This is a genomic window from Arthrobacter sp. ES3-54 (genome assembly GCF_029504395.1).
Lineage (GTDB): Bacteria > Actinomycetota > Actinomycetes > Actinomycetales > Micrococcaceae > Arthrobacter.
This window is the reverse complement of record NZ_JAQFIF010000027.1, coordinates 13,115-33,004: the sequence shown is the minus strand read 5'-3', so window position 1 is coordinate 33,004 and position 19,890 is coordinate 13,115. Positions and strand designations below refer to the sequence as shown.

Below are 19,890 nucleotides of genomic sequence, written 5' to 3'. Positions count from 1 at the left end.
GCCCACCCTCAACCTCGAAACCCCAGCCAGCCGGCTGAACCAGCTGCTGCACGCAGCCTAATCCCCGGCGTTGCTCCCACCAGTTGACTTTGGGCTGTGAATGGGAGCCAGGAGTGATAGCGCAACGGGGAAGTGGGGTGGTTACGTCAGGGGGCGGTGCATCTCCACGATCTCTTCGTGCCGCGGGCTGTCCGGGTTCATCAGCGAGTGTTTGCGGCCGTAGGTGAAGTAGATGATCAGGCCGACCACAAGCCAGATGACGAACCGCAGCCAGGTCTCCCAGTGCAGCTGGAACATCAGGAACAGCGAGGAAAGCACACCGAACGCCGGCACCAGCGGCATCAGCGGCAGGCGGAAGGTCCGCGGGGCGTCGGGCTTCTTGTAGCGGAACACGATCACCGACAAGCAGACGACGACGAACGCGGCCAGGATGCCGATGTTGGTCAGGTCCGCGACGGCCTTGATCGGGAGGATGCCGGCCAGGACTGCGGCCCCGGCGCCGGCGATCCAGGTCACGCGCTGCGGCGTGCCGTGCTGGTCCGTCTTCGAGAACCAGCCGGGCAGCAGGCCGTCGCGGCTCATCGAGAACCAGACGCGGGTGACGCCGAGGAGGAAGGTCAGCATCACCGTGAGGATGGACAGGACGGCGAACACAGAGATGATCGTCGCGATCACCGGCAGCCCGACGCTATTGAAGGCGGAGGCGAAGCCGGCCTTGGGGTCGATCTCAGTGAAGTTCTGCATGCCGGTGAGCACCAGGGTGGCGGCGACATAGAGCAGCATGGCGATGATTAGGGAGAGGATGATCGCCTTCGGCATGTGCTTCTTGCCGTCGGTGGCCTCCTCCGCCGCGGTACTCATGGCGTCGTAGCCGAACACCGCGAAGAACACCGTCGCGGAGCCGGCCACCACGGGACCGAAGCCGCTGGGGAAGAACGGGTTGTAGTTGTTGGTGTTGATGTAGAAGACGCCCAGGCCGATGATGAACAGGATCAGCACCACCTTGATGCCGACGGCAATCAGCTCGAAGCGTCCAAAGGTCTTGGTGCCGCGGGAGAGGATCCAGGTCACCAGCAGGCAGACGAGGATCGCGGGAAGGTTGATGATACCGCCCGTGCCCTCATCCGGCGTCGAAGTCATCCAGACGGGCATATGGATACCGACGCCGGAGAGGGCAGCGTCGAAGTAGCCCGAGATGCCGATGGCCACCACGGCCACGATGGCGATGTACTCCAGCAGCAAGTCCCAGCCGATAAACCAGCCGATGATCTCGCCGAGGGCAACGTAGCCGTAGGTGTAAGCCGAGCCTGCCCGCGGGATCATGCCGGCGAACTCGGCGTAGGACAGCGCCGCGGCGGCGGATGCCAGGCCAGCGATCAGGAACGAGACGAGCACGGCGGGACCGACTCCAGGCTCGGTCTCGCTGCCGTGGGCCACAAGGCCCGCCAAAGAAAAGATGCCGACGCCGATAATGCCGCCAACGCCGATGGCCGTCAGCTGCCAGAGCCCCAGGCTCTTGTGCAGTCCGCTGTGTTTGTTTTCTTCTTCAATGTCGTCGATGGGCTTGCGCCGCATGATCGACTGTGACGAATCCTGTGTAGCCATCAGGGCCTCCTGCTTAGGTGTGATGCCCATCAATCCACCCTGTGATGGGCGTTACCGAGTGACAACAGTATGCAAGCCCGATTGCATTAGATAAAGTGAATTCTCTTAATGAATAATCATCAGAATTCACAAAGGAAAAGCGATGCTCGACGTCCGGCGTTTGCGACTGTTGCGCGAACTGAAGATCCGGGGCACCTTGGCCGAAGTGGCCGAGGCGCTCCAGTACAGCCCGTCGTCAGTCTCGCAGCAGTTGGCCCTCCTTGAGAAGGAGGCCGGAGTGGAGCTCCTGCGCAAGACCGGGCGCCGCGTGCAGCTGACCCCGCAGGCCGAGGTCCTGGTGGCCCACACCTCCCAGCTCCTGGAGACCCTGGAGCAGGCGGAGGCGGACCTGGCCGCGTCGCTGACCACGGTTACCGGTACCGTGCGGATTGCGGTCTTCCAGTCCGCCGCGCTGGCACTCATGCCGGACGCCCTGACCAGGATGTCAGACAGCTACCCGGAAGTCCGGGTGGAAATGACCCAGCGGGAACCGGAGACGGCCCTTCACGAGACCTGGGCCCGGGACTTCGACCTCGTGATCGCCGAGCAGTACCCTGGCCATGCCGCCCCGCATTACGCCGAACTGGACCGCGTGGCCCTGACCCGCGACGCCATCCGGCTCGCCGTTCCACCCGCTTCGCCCGGGCGCGACGCCATCAGGACGCTGACCGATACCGCGGGGCTGCCCTGGGTGATGGAACCACGCGGAGCGGCCTCCCGGCACTGGGCCGAGCAGGCCTGCCGGAGCGCCGGCTTTGAGCCCGACGTCCGCTTTGAAACCGCCGACCTGCAGGCCCAGATCCGGCTGATCGAATCGGGAAATGCTGTGGCCCTGATGCCCGACCTCGTGTGGACCGGCCGCGGCACCAGCGCGCAGCTCCTGGACCTGCCCGGGGATCCGCACCGGACAGTGTTCACCTCGGTGCGGCGGTCCAGTGCCAGGCGGCCGGCCCTGCTGGCAGCCCGCGAAATCCTGGCGTTGACGGCGGCATCAATCGTGCCCGCGGCTGCGGCCGGCGCCCTTGATCCGGCCCCTGTGGACCGGCCCGCGTGACTGCAGCCCTCTGCGGACCGGCCTGCGCGGCAGGCCTGCTGCGTGTGCGGTGGGCCACAGCGCGCGCGGTGGCCCCGCGCTAGACTGGTGGCGTTATGAATCGCACAATATTCAAATCCAAGATCCACCGCGCGACGGTCACGCACGCGGACCTTCACTATGTCGGATCCGTCACCGTGGACCTGGATCTGTTGGAGGCGGCCGACATCCTTCCCGGGGAACTGGTGGCGATTGTCGACGTCACGAACGGCGCCCGGCTCGAGACTTACACGATTGCCGGCGAGCGCGGTTCCGGCGTGATCGGCATCAACGGCGCCGCCGCCCACCTGATGCACGAGAACGACATCGTCATCCTCATTACCTACGCCCAGATGACCACGGAGGAGGCGAAGGCGTACAACCCCAAGGTGGTCCACGTTGATCAGGACAACAAGATTGTCCAGATTGGCAACGACCCCGCGGAGGGCATGACGCCTGGCCTCATGCGCCCCCCGCACTCGCTGAATAACGCCGCGCTGAACTAGCGGCCCCAGCCCCAGCCCCGCCTGCCGAGTCCAGCAGCAGGCTGCGCAGGGGACGCGGCCCCACGCCGTCGGGCGTAATAGGACGGTCTGGGGAATAAAGCTGATTACTCTGGAGCGGTGTCCTTTACCCGCCGCCCTCCCGCCCCGATGCAGAGAACAGCGTGTTAGGGGTACTGGCAGGCTTCTTCGTCGTCTGGGTCATCATCCTGGTCGGCATGTTCGTGGGCCGGCGCAACATTCTGGGCGAGAACGCCCGCTCCGTCCTCAGCGCCCTGACGTTCTTCGTCGCGAGCCCCGCCCTGCTCTTCGAGACGCTCAGCAAGGCCAATCTGCATAGCGTCTTTGCCGCGCCGTTGCTCGTGACGGCGGTGGGAGCCGTCATAACCGCGGTCCTGTTCTTTGGTATCGTGCGGTTCGCGCTCAAGCGGCCCGTACCGGAGGCCCTCATTTCCTCCATGAGCGCGTCCCTGGCCAACTCAGCCAACCTCGGCATCCCCATCGCCGTCTTCGTGCTCGGCGATGCCAGCTACGTTGCACCCCTGCTGATCTTCCAGCTGGCCTTCTTCACTCCCCTGTTCCTCATGGCCCTGGATGCCACCACCAGCTCGCACCGCACCACGCCGCTGAGGTTCGTGCTCATGATCCTGCGGAACCCGATGATCGTCGGCACCGGGCTGGGTCTGGTGGTGGCCGGAACCGGCTGGCAGGTACCGCCGCTGATCATGGAGCCCATCCACCTGATCGGCGGAGCGGCCATCCCGGCCATGCTGATCGCCTTCGGCATGAGCCTGAACAACTCCGCGCCGCTGCAGGCGGCCGCCGGACGCCGGCTGGACACCCTGCTGGCGAGCTTCTTCAAACTGATCGTCCATCCACTGGTGGCCTACCTGTTTGCCCGCTTTGTCCTCGGCATGCAGGAGCAGGCGCTGTTCGCCGCCGTCGTCACGGCTGCCCTGCCCACCGCCCAAAACGTGTTCGTCGCGGCCAGCCGCTACCGCACCGGCGTCACAGTAGCCAAGGACACCGTGCTGATCACGACGGTGGTAGCTGTCCCTGCCATGATCGGTGTAGCCCTGCTGCTGGCCTGACCGTATCCGCGGCGGGGCCGCACCAAACCCCGGAGGAGGACCCTTGAAATCAACCCTGGACACAGTCGTCATCGGCGGCGGCGCGATGGGCTCCGCAACCGCCTGGGCGCTGGCCCGGCGCGGGCGGGAGGTGACCCTGCTGGAGCAATTCGGGCCAGGCCACCGCAACGGTGCCTCCCACGGCACAACCCGGAACTTCAACCCCGGCTACGCGGATCCGGACTACGTTGCCATGCTGGCCGAGGCGGCCCGGCTGTGGAGTGAGCTGGAAACGGACTCCGGCGAGCGGCTGCTGGCGCGCACCGGCGTCGTGAACCACGGCACCGACCCGCGGCTGCCCGAGGTCCGCAACGCGCTGCTTGCCGCGGGGCTCCGGGCCGAGTTCCTCTCCGCCGAGGAGGCTGCCGAGCGCTGGCGGGGCATCCGGTTCGACCAGCGCGTGCTGCACATGGCGGACGGCGGCCAATTGAATCCGGACGCCGCACTGCCGGCCCTGCAGCGCCTGGCCGCCGGCCTCGGTGCCGAGATCCGCCATCACGTGAAGGTTCTTGAGCTGAAAGTGCTCGACGACGGCGTCCGGCTCACGCTTGAGTCCGGCGGCCGCACCGAGATGCTCTCCGCCAGGCAGGCCGTGGTCACCGCCGGCGGCTGGACCACGAAGCTGCTGGCCGGCGCGGCGCCGCTGCCCCGGCTGACTGTCACCCAGGAACAGCCCGCACACTTCGCCATCACGGACCCCGGCGCCCAGTGGCCGGGGTTCAACCACATGCCCGGCCACGGGGAGGCGTACGCCTACTGGCGCTCGCCCGTTTACGGCATGCAGACGCCGGGCGAGGGGATCAAGGCCGGATGGCACGGGGTGGGTCCGGCGGTGGACCCGGACCGGCGGACCTTCGCCGCGGAGCCCGAACAGCGGGCGGCCCTGCAGCGCTACGCCCTGGACTGGCTGCCCGGGGTGGACGCCGACTCGCTCACCGACATCAGCTGCACCTACACAACCACGGCGGATGAGAATTTTGTCCTGGACCGGATCGGCCCGGTGGTCATCGGTGCCGGCTTCTCCGGGCACGGATTCAAGTTCACGCCGGTGGTGGGCAGGATCCTGGCCGATCTCGCAACCGGCGACGGCGGGGCGCCCGCCATCTTCTCGGCATCCCGGCCGGGGGTCCGCTGACTCCCGCAGGGGCGCCTGCATTCTGTTCGGCCGTCCGGTTCCGTCCGGAGCGACGCGGCGTCCCATCGCGTGGCTGGGTGCGCCGGTAGGCTGGGACCGGTCTTAAGCCGCCCCGCGGATAGCAGGGGCAACAGCGCACGAAGCGGGGAAGAATTGCACAGCGTCACAGCAGGCAGGGTCACATCAGGCAGCGCCCAATCCAACAGCACCCAGTCAGACAGCACGCCGTCGGAAAGCTCCCGCAGCCGGAACATCGGCGTGGTGGACTGGATCGCGGCCGGGCTGGCAGGGCTGCTGCTGGTATCTGCCACGGCCTGCGCTAGCCCCGGGACGGCCCCGGCCGCCGCTCCGACCGCCGTCGCGAGCTCCCCCGCCACCGCGTCAGCCGGCACGGACAGCGCCCCGCTGGATCCGGACACGGCACCTAGTGTCGATGTTCCCAGTGGGGAAGTTCCCGGCGTCGGCGCCCCGCACCAGCAGCCAGCTTTTGCGAGCAAAGCCCGCCAGGTGCTGGCGACCCTGCCCGTCAAGGGCCGCGCACCAAAGACGGGCTACTCGCGCGAGCAGTTCGGCCCGGCCTGGTCCGACGTTGACCACAACGGCTGCGATACCCGCAATGACGTGCTCCGCCGCGACCTCACGGCCCTCGCGCTCAAGCCGGGGACGCGGGCCTGCGTGGTGCTCTCCGGCGTCCTGGCCGACCCCTACACGGCCATCGCCATCAACTTCCGGCGCGGCAACGCCACCAGCACCGCGGTCCAGATCGATCACGTCGTGGCCCTCAGCGACGCCTGGCAGAAGGGCGCGCAAAAGCTCAGTCCGGCGCAGCGTCTGTCCTTCGCCAACGATCCCCTGAACCTGCTGGCGGTGGACGGCCCCGCCAACCAAAGCAAGAGCGACGGAGACGCCGCCACCTGGCTGCCGCCGAACAAGTCCTACCGCTGCAACTACGTCGCCCGCCAAATATCAGTGAAGTCCAGCTACGGGCTCTGGGTGACCCAGGCCGAGCACGATGCCATGGCCCGGGTCCTCTCGGACTGCCCGGACGCCCTGGCCCCGACCACCCGGCCGGCATCCGCTCCAGCGCAGGCCGCGCAGGCACCACCCGCACGGCAGCCCGCCACGGCGCCTGCGGCCGTGCCCGCGCCAGCCCCGGCCCAGGTCCAGATGGCCCCCGCCCCCGCGCCTGCCCCTGCACCCGCGGCAAGAACCTACGCGAACTGCACCGCCGTCCGCGCAGCCGGCGCGGCGCCCATCCACGTCGGCCAGCCGGGGTACAGCCGGCAGCTGGACCGCGACGGGGACGGCGTCGGCTGCGAGTAGCGGCCGGCCCTGCTTCCGGTCAATTCCGGTGGTGATCAGTTCTTCTGGTGCTCGTGCAGGAGCCTGGCGCAGCGGATGAAGCCCAGGTGCGAATACGCCTGGGGATGGTTGCCCAGGTGGGTTTCCGTGCCAGGATCGTATTCCTCGGGCAGCAGCCCCGTAGGTCCGAACAGGTTCACCAGCTGGTCAAAGAGGTCCCAGGCCTCCTCGATCCGGCCGACTGCGATGTAGGCCTCGATCAGCCACGTGGTGCAGATGTGGAAACCGCCCTCCAAGCCCGGCAGGCCGTCGTCGTACCTGTAGCGGAAAACGGTGGGCCCCACCCGCAGTTCCCGTTCCACCGCCGTGACGGTGGCCAGGAAGCGGGGGTCGTTGACGTCCAGCAGTCCGGAGAGACCGATGTGCAGCACGGCTGCATCCAGGTCCGGGCTGTCGTACGCCACTGTGTAGGAGTACGCCGTCTCGTCCCAGCCTTCGCGCAGGACTTCCTGCCGGATTCTCGCCGCTGTGGGCTCCCAGGCCGGCAGCGGTTCGCGACCATGCCGGGCGGCCGTGCGCAGCGCCCGGTCGAGCGCCACCCAGCACATCACCTTCGTGTAGACATGGTGCCGCGGCGCCCGCCTGGCCTCCCAGATGCCGTGGTCCGCTTCATGCCAGCGGGCCAGCACGGCCGCGGCCATCTGGACCAGCAGTTCCCAGTGGTCGTCGGAGAGCACGCCCTGGCGGGCGCTGAGGGCGTGAATCAGCTCGGCAATCGGGCCAAACACGTCCAGCTGCACCTGGTGGTCGGCAGCATTCCCGATCCGGACCGGGCGCGATCCCGCGTAGCCGGGCAGGCTCTCGATGATGGCCTCGGTGGACAATGGCGCCCCGGTCACCGAGTAGAGCGGATGGAGCCACTCCGGGCCCGGGGCGTGGGCCAGGATCCGGCCCAGCCAAGCCAGGAAGCCCTCGGCCTCGGCGGTGGAGCCCAGGTCCACGAGGGCGTTGACGGTCATGGACCCGTCCCGCAGCCAGCAGTACCGGTAGTCCCAGTTCCGCGTGCCGCCGATTCCCTCCGGCAGTGAGGTGGTAGGCGCGGCCAGCACCGCGCCGGTGGGTTCGTGGACCAGGGCCCGCAGCACCAGCGCGGACCGGCGGACCAGCGACGGCTTCACGCCCGGCAGTTGCAGCTCGTGGACCCAGCGCCGGGAATGATGGACGACGGCGGTGCGACGCCCGGTCTCGTCTTCGGGCACCGCGGGCTGCGGTTCCGTATCGCCGCAGCGCAGGTTGAGGACCACGGGCCCGTCCCGCAAGTCGACCTCGCCCGTGGCGGTGGCGTGCCGGCCGTCCGAGGTGATGGAAAAGGCCACGCCGGGCGCCAGAAGAGTGATCGGATCCGCGGTCCCCACGACGTGCAGCTCCGTCCCGCGCGCCTCCATGCTGAACGGCGCATTCGCGTAGTCCGGCCGCGGAGCGAAGACGATTCTCGCCATGCCGGTGCCGGATAACACCCGGACCAAGCTGGTGATGCCCTCCGGGGCCGGCTCCAAGTAGTCCGTCACGGTGACGTCGGCCCAGCGGGTTTCGACGATCATGGTGCTGTCCACGTAGCGCTGGCCCAGGACCTGCTCGGATTTCACCGGTTCCACGGAGAAGTGGCCGGCCGCATCGCCGCCGAGGAGATGGGCGAACAGCGACCCCGAGTCCGGCAGCGGGTGGCTCATCCAACAGATCTTCGCGTCCGGTGTGATCAGGGCGGTGGAGGAGCCGTTGCCGATCATGGAGTGCCGTTCCAGGCCCACGGCGTCCTCGCCGAAAAGCCACGCCCGCCGCAGTTCGAACAGGATCGCCAGGACCCGGGCGAACGACTCCGGGTCCCGGAGCCTGTGGTTCGCCACGCTGGGCCCCTCCCCCACGCGCAGCGCCATGTCCGGCCCGCGCAGCGTTGCCATGGCCAGCTCATCGCTGGACGCGTCGCCGGCGTAGAGGGCGGCACTGACGCCGAGCATGGAGCGCAGGTGCTCCAAGGCGGAGGCCTTGGACGGTTCCACCACAGACAGGTCCAGGACTGAGCCGTCCACAATAAAGGACAGCCCGTGCGCCTGGGCGATCTCTTCTGCCTGCTTGGTGGCCAGCGCAACGATGTCGGGTGCAGCCGGGCGGGTGTGCACGGACACGGCGACCGGCTTCCGCTCGATGCTGATGCCACGGCAGGCGCCCACGGTTTCGGCGAGGGCCTGGCTGGCCTGCTGCAGCACTGATTCGGTAGCGAGGGACAACCCGTGGGCGTAGCCCATGTCGAACTCCGCGCCGTGCGAGCCGACAAGGTGCACCTCTGCAGGGAGCCGTGAGACCGCGGCCAGATCCCGCAGGGAACGCCCCGAGATGACGGCGGCGTGGGTGTTGGGCAGGGCAGCCAGCGCACGCAGCGCAATCGCCGCGCTGCCCAGCGGCAGGGTTTCGGTGGAGATGCCTTCCGCCGCGCACAGGGTTCCGCCGTAATTGCAGGCCACCAGCAGACCAGGGGTGCGGGCCAGGATTTTGAGGTCCGCAAGCAACTGCGGCGTCAGCCCGTCGTCGGCGGCGTTGGTTTGCACGAAAGCGCGGAGCAGGCCCAACGGGAGGGATTTTGTCAGGAGGGCAGAGTCAGCCAAGGACTGATTGAGCGGAGTGGGCATGCGCGGAGTCCTTCGAATAGTCCCCAATGCTGCATGAGAATCGTCCCCGGGAGGGCGTAGTTCCAGTATCCTCCTGGCACAGTTTCGCCCGGGTGTCCCGGCGGTTGCAGGTATGTAACGTCTACAAGCGCCGGACGTTGCCGTGGGGTCAGCCGGCCACAAGGCTCACGAGGGTGAAGCAGCCGGCGCAATGCTCACCCGGCCGGAGCGGGCAGCTGCGGCAATCCCCTGTCTGACGATCGGGTAGATATTGCAGGGTTAGTCGCCGGCCCGGCGGCAACGGAGCAGCGCCCCGCCGCGGCGTTTCAGCAGTTGACCGGCCTGTATTCGTAGGCTCCCGCATCGGCCGCGCCATCGCCGCGGCAGTCGCCCTCCTGGTTGGCCGGCCGCCCGTCCAGATCCATGGGAAACGGACTGATGCCGGCCCGATCAATGGCCGGACTCGCCCCGGAGAGGTGGAGATCCGCGGGCGCATTCACAAAGTCGGCGGGCTCGGTGGTGGAGGTGGCGCTCGGAGCGATGTTGACGGGGCCGTTGAGGACATTCCCCTGCTCCGTCCAGCCGGCGCTATCCATCCACAGGGCGTTGCGGGCCGCCACCAGGATGTTGCCCCGGATGACGGTGGAGGCCGGGCATGAGGCGTGGCACACGAGGGCCTGGGAGTCCGGACCGTCCAGCCATACGGTGTTGTATTCGAACGTGGTGCCGTTGGTCGGACCGAAGGACGACGTCCTGCCGCGCGCGATCAGCCCCATGGCCTGGGAACAATTAGGGCCGCAGGTGGACCGGACGAGGTTGTAGCTGTACGTGTTGCCGTCCGCGGTTCCGCCCCTTCCGCGCCCCAATTCGGAGAAGACGTTGTTGTCCACGGCCACATTGTGGTGGATCCGGTTCCGGTTGCCGTTGAAAATTTCAAACGCGCTGCCGTCGTGGCCAAAGTCGTAGGACACCGCGGTGGAACCGGTGATGGTGTTGCCGGCGAACTCGTTGTCGCTGCCGTTGATCAGGAAGCCGAAGGCACCCGAATCATCGGTGCACTGCACGGCTGTCGCCGTGCCGCACCGCTCCCCCGGGGTGTTGACGTTCATGATGTTGTTGTCAGCGAGCGTGTTGTTGGAATAGCTGCCAAAATCGGAGCCCTCGCTCACCTTGATACCCGCGGCATTGTTCGCCGCGGCGGAGTGCCGCACGGAGCTGTGGTCACCGTAGATGCTGAAGCCTGCATAGCCGCACGATTCCGCCCGCAGGCCGTCCACGGTGACGTAGTCGCCGTCGAGCCTGACGCAGGTGCCCGTCAGTCCCCCCGTAATGACGGGCAGATTGCCGGTTCCGTAGCCATTCAGGGTGATCTTGAGCCGGCTGGTGCCGCCCCGGCCGACCACCAGGCCTCCGGAGAAGATGTCTCCGCGCCTAAAGCTGACGGAGTCTCCGGGCCGCAACGCCGTGACGTTGACCTTATCGAGGGTCGCCCAGGCCGATTGTGGCGATGTTCCGTCACTGGAGTCACTGCCGTCCGCGCTCACGTAATACGTGGCACCCTCGGTCGAGGCCGGTGCGGATGCACCGCCGAGCAATCCGCCCAGGAACAGCAGGACGAGCAGCGTGGCGGCGGCTGTGGACTTGATCTTCATGGGTGCACCTGGGTTTTCGCCATGTATCCGCGGATCCGGGCGCCACCGCCGGCCGGCGGACCACATCGGCACCCTGAGGGGCTTAACGCTATGAGCGGACCGGTACTAAGTCAACGGACAAGGAGGTCAACAGACAAGGAGCCGTAATGTTCTTTTTTGCTACTTGACGTTCTTTATTGTGCGATTATGATAGCTAATTATGTGAGCTGCTTCACGCCACCCGCGTTATTTCAAAGGAGAAATTATGACAATGCATGAAGACGCACTGCTCCGGGCCTCCAGCCGAGGCGGGTGGGACCGGAGGACGCTGCTGAAGACATTTGGCGCCGGAGCAGTCGCGATGGCCGGCATTCCCCTGCTCACGGCTTGCACGGGCGGCAGCGCACCTGCCAGCAGCGGCGCGAACACGGCCACCTTCGGTTCCGGCTCATCGGACGAGGTCCCCAAGGCCGCCTACAAGGCTGTGACCGACGCTTTCCAAAAGAAGTCCGGCATCGCGGTCGCCACCAACGTGGTGGCGCACAATGACTTCCAGAACAAGATCAACACCTACCTGCAGGGCAGCCCGGACGATTCCTTCACCTGGTTCGCCGGTTACCGCATGCAGTACTACGCCGGCAAGGGACTGCTCGCCCCGATCGACGATGTCTGGGAGAAGGTCGGCGCAAACTACTCCGACGCCCTGAAGAAGGCCTCGACGGGCGCCGACGGCAAGATGTACCTGATCCCGAACTACAACTACCCCTGGGGCTTCTTCTACCGGAAGAGCCTCTGGACGCAAAAGGGCTACACCGTCCCCACCACGTTCGATGAGCTGAAGACCCTCGCCGCCAAGATGAAGGCCGACGGCCTGATCCCGATTGAATTCGCGGACAAGGACGGCTGGCCCGCCATGGGCACCTTCGACTACCTGAACATGCGCCTGAACGGCTACCAGTTCCACATGGACCTCACCGCCCACAGGGAAAGCTGGGACCAGAAGAAGGTCAGCGATGTCTTCGACACCTGGAAGGCCCTGCTGCCGTACCAGAACCCGAACGCCCTCGGCATGACCTGGCAGGACTCCGCGAAGTCCCTCGCCGACAAGAAATCCGGCATGTACCTGCTCGGTTCCTTCCTCACCCAGCAGTACACGGACAAGGCAATCGCCGACGACATCGATTTCTTCCCGTTCCCCGAGGTCGCGGTGGAGGGCCGTGACGCCATCGAGGCACCCATCGACGGCCTCCTGCTCTCCAAGAAGGGCGGCCAGAACCAGGCGGCCCGGGACTTCCTGGCCTACGTCGGCACCCCGGAGGGACAGGATGTGTACGCCTCGGTCGACTCGTCCAACATCGCCACGGCCAAGGGCGCTGATACGTCCAAGTTCACTCCGCTCAACAAGAAGCTGGCCGAGGCCATCAGCGGCGCCAAGAACATCAGCCAGTTCTTCGACCGCGATGCCCTGCCCGCCATGGCCAACAACGTGATGATCCCGGCCCTGCAGTCCTTCATCAAGGACGGCAACGTCGATGTGAAGAACCTGGAAGCCCAGGCCAAGTCCCTCTACGCCGCCCAGTAGCGGCGTGTCTCAAGGCAAGGAATCTCCATGAGTGTCTCTACCAACCCGTCGGCGCGGGGGCGCAAGGCAGTCGCCGCCCCCGCGCGGCGGGTTCGGCGGCTGTCCGGCCGCGACAAAGTGGTGCTCGGCATGATGGTGGGCGTCCCCACGCTGATCCAGCTCGTATTGGTCTGGATCCCCACGCTCATGTCGGTCGGGCTGTCCTTCACCCGCTGGAACGGGCTGGAACTGACCGACATCAAGCCCGCCGGCGTCGAGAACTACCAGTTCATCGCCCAGGATTACCCGCCGTTTTGGCCGGCCATGCAGCACAACGTGCTGTGGCTGGCATTCCTGGCACTCGTCGCCACCCCGCTGGGGCTGCTGCTGGCTGTGCTCCTGGACCAAAACATCCGCGGCACGCGGATCTACCAGAGCATCTTCTTCGCCCCGGTGATGCTGTCCCTGGCCCTGATCGGGATCATCTGGCAGCTGTTCTACAACCGTGACAGCGGCCTGTTGAACTTCATCCTCGGCACGGCGGGCACGCCCCAGGCCGTCGACTGGTTTGGCGATTCCAGCGTCAACATCTGGGCTGCCCTCTTCGCGGCCACCTGGCGGCACGCCGGATACGTCATGATCCTGTACCTGGCCGGGCTCAAGGGAGTGGATCCCACCCTGCGCGAGGCGGCCCAGATTGACGGCGCCAACGCGGTCCAGACCTTCTTCCGCGTGATCTTCCCGGCCATGCGCCCTGTCAACGTCATCATCATCGTCATCACCGTCATCGAATCCCTCCGGGCCTTCGACATCGTCTACGTGATCAACCGCGGCACCAACGGCCTGGAACTCATCAGCGCCCTGGTCATCCAGAACCTGGTGGGCGAGGGGCAAGTGATCGGCATCGGCTCGGCGCTGGCGGTCATCCTGCTCGTCATCTCGCTGATCCCCATCACGTTCTACCTGTCCCGCGCGTTCGGAAAGGACAAAGAGGCATGAGCATCGTCCAGCCAACCGATGCCGCCGCGGCTGGCACCCCGGCAGACGCCCGGCAGCGCAGTTTCGGGCCGGGCAGGACCGGCCCCCGGCCGGCCCGGCCGGCCAACAACAAGCAGGGCAAGCGGCACTACGGCACCCACGTGTTCCTCATCGTCATGGCGGCGATCTGGCTGGTACCGCTGGGCTGGGCCATTTTCACTGCCCTGCGGCCCAAGGCGGACACGGACAAGTACGGCTACTTCAGCACCGGCGGGGCCTTCAACTTCGACAACTTCATCCAGGCCTGGACGCAGGGCGGCTTTGCCCAGCTGTTCTGGAACTCGGTGCTCATCACGGTCCCGTCCGTGTTCCTGATCCTGTTCTTCGCCTCCATGATGGCGTTCGCCGTCAGCCGGGTGAGCTGGAAGTTCAACATCACCCTGCTGATCATGTTCACCGCCGGGAACCTGCTGCCCCCGCAGGTGCTCGCGGCGCCGCTCTTTGAAATGTTCAAGCACTTCGAGCTGCCCTACGCCGTCAGTGATTCCGGGAACCTGCTCAACACGTACATCAGCGTGATTGCCGTGGACACCGCCTTCCAGATCGGCTTCGTGACCTTCGTCCTCTCGAACTACATGAAGGCCCTGTCCCCCGAACTGACCGAGGCCGCGCTGGTCGACGGGGCCGGCGTCTGGCGCCAGTACTGGGACATCATCCTGCCGCTGTGCCGCCCGGCGCTGGCCGCCATGGGCACGCTCGAGGTGATCTTCATTTACAACGACTTCTTCTGGCCCCTGCTCTTCATCCAAAGCGGCGACCGCCTTCCGGTGACCACCGCGATCAACAACCTCCAGGGCCAGTTCCTCTCCAACTACAACCTGATCGCCGCCGGCGCCATGATCACCGCCATTCCGGCCCTGATCATCTACCTGCTCCTGCAGCGCCACTTCGTGGCGGGCCTGACCCTCGGCTCCAGCAAAGGATAAACGTGGACAACAGCACCAACCACTCCATGGACTACATCACCGCCCGCCTCGGCTCCGAGGGCTCCCCGATGCTGGCATTCGGCGGAGACTACAACCCGGAGCAGTGGCCCGAGGAGACCTGGGACGAGGACGTCCGGCTGATGCGCGAGGCCGGCGTCAACCTGGTCAGCGTGGGCATCTTCAGCTGGTCCCTGCTTGAGCCGTCCGAGGGCGCCTACGAGTTCGGCTGGCTGGACCGGGTCCTGGACCTGCTGCACGCGAACGGTATCAGGGTGGACCTGGCGAACGCCACGGCATCGCCGCCGCCCTGGTTCAGCCACAAGTACCCCGAGTCACTGCCGGTAACGGCCGACGGCGTGCGGCACAGTTACGGTTCCCGGCAGGCTTTCGCGGCCTCAAGCGCCGAATACCGCCGAGCCGCCGCGGCACTGACCGAGCAGATCGCCGTCCGGTACAAGGACCACCCCGCCGTCGTGATGTGGCACGTCCACAACGAGTACGGCTGCCACAACCAGCCGGATTTCTCCGACGGCGCGGCCGCCGGCTTCCGGCGCTGGCTCGAACTCCGGTACGGCAGCCTCGAAGCCCTCAACGCCGCGTGGGGCACCGCCTTTTGGTCCCAGCGCTACTCGGCCTGGGAGCAGATCCTGCCGCCGCGCACCTCCGGGACCTGGGTCAACCCGACCCAGCAACTGGACTTCGCCCGCTACTCCTCCGATGAACTGCTCGAGTGCTACAAGGCCGAGGCCGCGATCATCCGCTCGCACTCAGGGCATCCGGTGACCACCAACTTCATGGGGTTCAGCATGGGCCTGCACCAGCCTGTGGACTACTGGCGCTGGTCCGAGGAGATGGACGTGGTCTCCAACGACCACTACCTAATCGCCGAGGACCCGCGGAACTTCCAGGAACTGGCGGCAACCGCGGACCTCACCCGCGGCTGGGCCAAGGGCAAGCCGTGGCTGCTCATGGAGCATTCCACCTCCGCCGTGAACTGGCAGCCCCGCAACATCGCCAAAGCTCCCGGCGAGATGCTGCGCAATTCCCTGCAGCACGTTGCCCGCGGCGCCGACGGGGCGCTCTTCTTCCAGTGGAGGGCCTCGCGCGCGGGCGCCGAAAAGTTCCACTCCGGGCTGCTGCCGCATGCCGGCACGGACACCAAGGTTTGGCGCGAAGTGGTCCAGCTGGGCCAGACGCTGCGCAGCCTCGCTGAAGTCAGCGGCTCGGTGGTCACGGGGGCATCCGGCCGGGTGGACGTCGCGATCCTCCATGACACTGACGCCCGCTGGGCCTCGGAACTGGACTCGCACCCGAGCGTGGATGCCTCCAACATCGCGGAAACCCGGCGCTGGCATGATGCCTTCTACCGCGCCGGGATCCCCACCGACTTCCGCCAGAGCACCGATGACCTCTCCGGCTACCGGCTCGTGGTCGCGCCAATGCAGTACCTTGTGGGCGATGCCGGGGCCGCGAACCTGGACGCGTACGTGCGCGCCGGCGGCCACCTCGTGGTGACCTACTTCTCCGGTATCGTGGACGAAAATGACCACATCAGGCTCGGCAGCTACCCCGGCGCGTTCAGCGGACTGCTGGGCGTCCGGATGGAAGAATTCTTTCCGCTGCACGGCGGCGAAAGCGTCCGGCTCAGCGGCTTCGGGGCGGGCAGTTGCTGGAACGAACTGGGGCGGGCCACCACCGCCGAGGTCCTCGCGGCCGTGGAAGAGGGACCGGCAGCCGGCTCTCCCGCCGTGACCCGCAACCGCGCCGGTAGCGGCCGCTCCTACTATGTCGCCACGACACTCGCGCCGGAGGGCCTGGGCGAACTGCTCGGCGTCGTCTGCGCCGATGCCGGGGTGCAGCCGCTCGTTCCGGACCTGCCGGACAATGTGGAAGTTGCCCGGCGCAGCAAGGACGGGACCGACTGGACGTTCTACATTAACCACGGGGCCCACGACGTCCGGCTGCCGCTGGAAGGCGTTGACCTGCTCACCGGCGCTGAGCTCGACGGCGGGCTCGGCCTTGCGGCCGGAGGTGTCGCCGTCGTCCGTTCCCGTGCCGCCCAACTGGTCGGCACATCCGCCAGCCACTCAACCCAGTCAAGCCAGTAAGGACTCCACATGCTAGCCGCAGCCCGCCACTCCGCCATCCTCGCAGAGGTCCAGCGTGAGCGGATCGTCCGTGTCGCGGACCTCGCCAAGATGCTCGGCGTCTCGCTGATGACCGTGCGGCGGGATATCGAGGCCCTCGACGCGGCGGGCGCCCTGGAGAAGATTCATGGCGGGGCCAAGCTGCCCGGCGGAGCCGGCACCCACGAGCCAGGTTTCGACTTGAAGGTGACCCAGCTCAAGGACGAGAAAATGGCGATTGCGCAGGAGGCGGCCGCACAGGTGCGCGAGGGTATGGCGGTGGGGCTCAGCGCCGGCACCACCACGTGGGCGCTGGCCCAGCTGCTGTCCAGCGGCCCGCGGATCACGGTGGTCACCAACTCGGTGCGGATCGCCGACGTCTTCCACCAAAGCTCGTCCGCGTCCACGGTGATCCTGACCGGTGGCGAGCGCACCCCCTCCGATGCCCTCGTCGGTCCGCTGGCCACGTCCGCCCTCAAACAGCTGCACCTGGACGTGCTGTTCCTCGGCGTCCACGGGGTCGACGCCGACGCCGGGTTCACCACCCCCAACGTCCTGGAAGCCGAAACCGACCGGGCCTTTGTCACCGCGGCCCGCCGGGTGGTGGTGCTGGCCGACCACACGAAGTGGGGCACCCTCGGCATCAGCACCATCGCCGGCCTGGAGGACGCTGACGAACTCATCAGCGACGACCTCCTGGGCGGTGAGGCCCGGCGCATCCTCGGCGAGCGCGTCGGCCGGCTCCGCCTGGCCAGCACTGGCGACGCCCGGCGCACCAGCGCAGCGAGCCCCACAGCAGCCGCAGGCTGACCGCACTGCCCCGCCCACCCCAACCACTACTCCTGGAGCTACCGTGAACAACCCGGACCTCACCCTTGCCGCCGAGACCCGCTCCCAGGGCGTCCCGGGCCTGTTGTCGTCGGATCTGGAGCCGTTGTACCTGCGTCGCTCCGGAACGTCCCTGCTCATCGACTTCAGCACCGGCGAGGCCGCCATGGTGCACTTCGGCGCCGACCTCGGCCCGGACCTGCCGGACCTTTCGCTGCTCAGCGACGCCGTCCCGCGCTCGGCCCTCGACATCCCGGTCACCCTGGGGCTGATCCCGCAGGCGTCCTCCGGCTGGCGCGGGCGGCCCGGCCTCCGCGGCCACCGGAACGGCCAGGCGTTCTCGGCCCGGCTGCGCGTTGTCAGCGTCGAGCGTTCCGGCGGGGATGGTTCCGGCGCGGCGGACTGCTCTGCCGCCATCACCCAGGCCGACCCCGACGCCGGTGTCAGCGTCCGCACGGAGATCAGGATCAACGACGGCGGCCTGCTCCAGATCCGGCACCGGCTCGACAACGACGGCGCCGGCCCGTACAGCCTTGACGAACTCGCGGCCGTGCTGCCGGTGGGCCGCGCCGGCACAGAGATCCTGGACCTGACCGGGCGCTGGTGCCGGGAGTCCCACCCCCAACGCCTGCCGCTGCACCAAGGCACATGGGTCCGTTCGGGCCGTCACGGCCGCACCGGCCATGACGCCTCACTCCTCCTGGCAGCCGGCACCCCCGGATTTGGCAATCGCCAAGGGCAGGTGTGGGCCGTGCACCTGGGCTGGAGCGGCAACCACGAGAGCTTCGTAGACGCCACCGCGGATGGCCGGACCGTCATTGGCGCTTCGGAACTGCTCGGCGCCGGCGAGATCAGCGTGGCCCCGAACGCCAGCTACGAGACCCCTTGGCTGTTCGCGGCGTACTCCGCCGCGGGCCTGGACGGCATCAGCGATGCATTCTACAAATGGTTCCGCGGCCGCCCCCACCACCCGGGCGTGCGGTCCGGCAAAGCCCGTCCCGTGGTTCTCAACGTCTGGGAGGCTGTGTACTTCGACCACCGGATGCCGGTACTGCTCGATCTCGCCGAATCCGCCGCCCGGCTGGGCGTGGAACGCTACGTCCTCGACGACGGCTGGTTCCGCGGCCGGCGCAACGACCAGGCCGGCCTCGGCGACTGGTACGTCGACGGGGACCTCTGGCCCGGCGGCCTGACCCCACTGATCGACGCGGTTACCGGCCACGGCATGGAATTCGGGCTCTGGATCGAACCCGAAATGGTCAACGAGGACTCCGATCTGGCCCGCGCCCACCCGGACTGGATCGCCGGTCCGGTACCCCGGACCGCCGGGGGCAGCCCGTCCGCCGGGGGCAGCCCGGCCGGCCGGCTGCCGGAACAGTGGCGGCACCAGCAGGTCCTCGATCTCGTCAATCCGGAGGCCTGGCAGTACATCTACGATAGGCTCGATGCCCTGCTGAGCGAACACCGGATCAGCTATCTCAAATGGGACCAGAACCGCGACCTGACCGAAATGGGCCATGACGGCCGCCCCTCCGTGCACGCCCAAACAAGAGCCGTTTACCGGCTCCTCGACGAGCTCCGCCTGGCCCACCCGGACGTCGAGATTGAAAGTTGTTCCTCGGGGGGCGCCCGCGTGGATCTCGGAATCCTGGAACGCACCGACAGGGTCTGGGCCTCGGACTGCAACGATGCCCTGGAACGGCAGACCATCCAGCGCTGGACCGGCATGGTGGTGCCGCCGGAGCTGGTCGGATCGCACATCGGCCCCACCACGAGCCACACCACCGCGCGAACGCACGATCTCTCCTTCCGGGCGATCACTGCGATGTTCGGCCACTTCGGCCTCGAATGGGATGTCCGGCACCTCGCCGATTCAGAGCGCACCGAGCTCGCCAGGGCGATCGCGCTGTTCAAGCAGTACCGTCCCCTGCTGCACCGCGGGCGCATGGTACGGGCCGACGAGCCCGATCCGACCCTCCGGCTCCACGGCGTCGTGGCCCACGACGGCGGCGAGGCCCTCTACGCCCTGGTGTCCCTGGCGACGTCGTTCGCCGAAGTCCCGGGGCGGGTCTGCCTGCCGGGACTGCCGCCGGACGCCGCCTACCGGGTGGAAGCGGTCTACCCCGCGGCGGATGACAAGCGGGCGTTCCTGCAGGCAGTGCCTCCGGCGTGGCTTGCGGGCGGCGTCGAGGCGACCGGACGGTTCCTGGCGGAGTCCGGCCTCCCCATGCCTGTCCTGAACCCGGAGCACGGGCTGCTCCTGGCCGTCCGCCGCGTCACTGCTGCCGCTCCAGCCGCAACCGGCAGCCACCCCGTGAGGAACTCCTGACC

14 protein-coding genes are annotated in these 19,890 nt (G+C 67.4%); 11 read left to right on the top strand and 3 right to left on the bottom strand.

All coding sequences use genetic code 11. From position 1 onward, the window contains the following. Positions 1 to 141: 141 nt before the first annotated feature. Positions 142 to 1,605: an amino acid permease gene (locus tag M2428_RS21945; protein WP_277528089.1), complete on the bottom strand. Its 1,464-nt coding sequence runs from the start codon at positions 1,603 to 1,605 to the stop codon at positions 142 to 144. A 142-nt stretch (positions 1,606 to 1,747) separates the two neighbouring features. On the opposite strand from M2428_RS21945, the gene M2428_RS21940 reads away from it, so the two are divergent. The 5 genes from M2428_RS21940 (at position 1,748) to M2428_RS21920 (ending at position 6,807) form a co-directional block, all read left to right on the top strand. Further along, a complete protein-coding gene (locus M2428_RS21940) occupies positions 1,748 to 2,698 on the top strand; it encodes a LysR family transcriptional regulator (protein WP_277528087.1) in 951 nt (316 codons plus the stop codon). 95 nt (positions 2,699 to 2,793) lie between these two features. Next, entirely contained in the window at positions 2,794 to 3,222 is a 429-nt protein-coding gene (panD, locus tag M2428_RS21935) for an aspartate 1-decarboxylase (RefSeq protein ID WP_028275366.1), read from the top strand. Positions 3,223 to 3,383: 161 nt separating this feature from the next. Further along, a complete protein-coding gene (locus tag M2428_RS21930) occupies positions 3,384 to 4,310 on the top strand; it encodes an AEC family transporter (RefSeq protein ID WP_277528084.1) in 927 nt (308 codons plus the stop codon). Positions 4,311 to 4,353: 43 nt separating this feature from the next. Continuing rightward, entirely contained in the window at positions 4,354 to 5,484 is a 1,131-nt protein-coding gene (locus tag M2428_RS21925) for an FAD-dependent oxidoreductase (RefSeq protein WP_277528083.1), read from the top strand. 153 nt (positions 5,485 to 5,637) lie between these two features. Beyond that, positions 5,638 to 6,807 carry a DUF1524 domain-containing protein gene (locus tag M2428_RS21920; protein ID WP_277528082.1) on the top strand — a complete coding sequence of 390 codons (1,170 nt, stop codon included), beginning with the start codon at positions 5,638 to 5,640 and terminating at the stop codon, positions 6,805 to 6,807. A gap of 35 nt (positions 6,808 to 6,842) precedes the next feature. Here the strand turns inward: M2428_RS21920 and M2428_RS21915 are convergent, their stop codons facing one another. Beyond that, the gene (locus M2428_RS21915) at positions 6,843 to 9,470 is read right to left on the bottom strand and encodes a trehalase-like domain-containing protein (protein WP_277528081.1); all 2,628 of its coding nucleotides are present in this window, start codon (positions 9,468 to 9,470) and stop codon (positions 6,843 to 6,845) included. A 305-nt stretch (positions 9,471 to 9,775) separates the two neighbouring features. Beyond that, a complete protein-coding gene (locus tag M2428_RS21910; protein WP_277528080.1) occupies positions 9,776 to 11,101 on the bottom strand; it encodes a hypothetical protein in 1,326 nt (441 codons plus the stop codon). A gap of 244 nt (positions 11,102 to 11,345) precedes the next feature. Between M2428_RS21910 and M2428_RS21905 the strand changes: the two genes are divergently transcribed. From M2428_RS21905 to M2428_RS21880, 6 genes are all read left to right on the top strand, one after another. Then, on the top strand, positions 11,346 to 12,662 hold the full coding sequence (locus tag M2428_RS21905; RefSeq protein WP_277528079.1) for an ABC transporter substrate-binding protein: 1,317 nt from the start codon (positions 11,346 to 11,348) through the stop codon (positions 12,660 to 12,662). Positions 12,663 to 12,689: 27 nt separating this feature from the next. Next, positions 12,690 to 13,640 carry a sugar ABC transporter permease gene (locus M2428_RS21900; protein WP_277528078.1) on the top strand — a complete coding sequence of 317 codons (951 nt, stop codon included), beginning with the start codon at positions 12,690 to 12,692 and terminating at the stop codon, positions 13,638 to 13,640. Then, a complete protein-coding gene (locus tag M2428_RS21895; RefSeq protein ID WP_277528077.1) occupies positions 13,637 to 14,605 on the top strand; it encodes a carbohydrate ABC transporter permease in 969 nt (322 codons plus the stop codon). The genes M2428_RS21900 and M2428_RS21895 overlap by 4 nt, the downstream gene beginning before the upstream one ends. A gap of 2 nt (positions 14,606 to 14,607) precedes the next feature. Then, the gene (locus M2428_RS21890) at positions 14,608 to 16,713 is read left to right on the top strand and encodes a beta-galactosidase (protein ID WP_277528076.1); all 2,106 of its coding nucleotides are present in this window, start codon (positions 14,608 to 14,610) and stop codon (positions 16,711 to 16,713) included. A 9-nt stretch (positions 16,714 to 16,722) separates the two neighbouring features. After that, entirely contained in the window at positions 16,723 to 17,541 is an 819-nt protein-coding gene (locus tag M2428_RS21885; protein ID WP_277528075.1) for a DeoR/GlpR family DNA-binding transcription regulator, read from the top strand. A 115-nt stretch (positions 17,542 to 17,656) separates the two neighbouring features. Next, positions 17,657 to 19,888 carry an alpha-galactosidase gene (locus tag M2428_RS21880; protein WP_277528091.1) on the top strand — a complete coding sequence of 744 codons (2,232 nt, stop codon included), beginning with the start codon at positions 17,657 to 17,659 and terminating at the stop codon, positions 19,886 to 19,888. The last annotated feature ends 2 nt before the right edge of the window (positions 19,889 to 19,890 follow it).

Coding starts and splice junctions, on each gene's coding strand:
- M2428_RS21910 (WP_277528080.1), bottom strand. CDS start 11,101: ATGAAGATCAAGTCCACAGCCGCCGCCACGCTGCTCGTCCTGCTGTTC.
- M2428_RS21915 (WP_277528081.1), bottom strand. CDS start 9,470: ATGCCCACTCCGCTCAATCAGTCCTTGGCTGACTCTGCCCTCCTGACA.
- M2428_RS21945 (WP_277528089.1), bottom strand. CDS start 1,605: ATGGCTACACAGGATTCGTCACAGTCGATCATGCGGCGCAAGCCCATC.
- M2428_RS21885 (WP_277528075.1), top strand. CDS start 16,723: ATGCTAGCCGCAGCCCGCCACTCCGCCATCCTCGCAGAGGTCCAGCGT.
- M2428_RS21895 (WP_277528077.1), top strand. CDS start 13,637: ATGAGCATCGTCCAGCCAACCGATGCCGCCGCGGCTGGCACCCCGGCA.
- M2428_RS21905 (WP_277528079.1), top strand. CDS start 11,346: ATGACAATGCATGAAGACGCACTGCTCCGGGCCTCCAGCCGAGGCGGG.
- M2428_RS21940 (WP_277528087.1), top strand. CDS start 1,748: ATGCTCGACGTCCGGCGTTTGCGACTGTTGCGCGAACTGAAGATCCGG.
- M2428_RS21900 (WP_277528078.1), top strand. CDS start 12,690: ATGAGTGTCTCTACCAACCCGTCGGCGCGGGGGCGCAAGGCAGTCGCC.
- panD (WP_028275366.1), top strand. CDS start 2,794: ATGAATCGCACAATATTCAAATCCAAGATCCACCGCGCGACGGTCACG.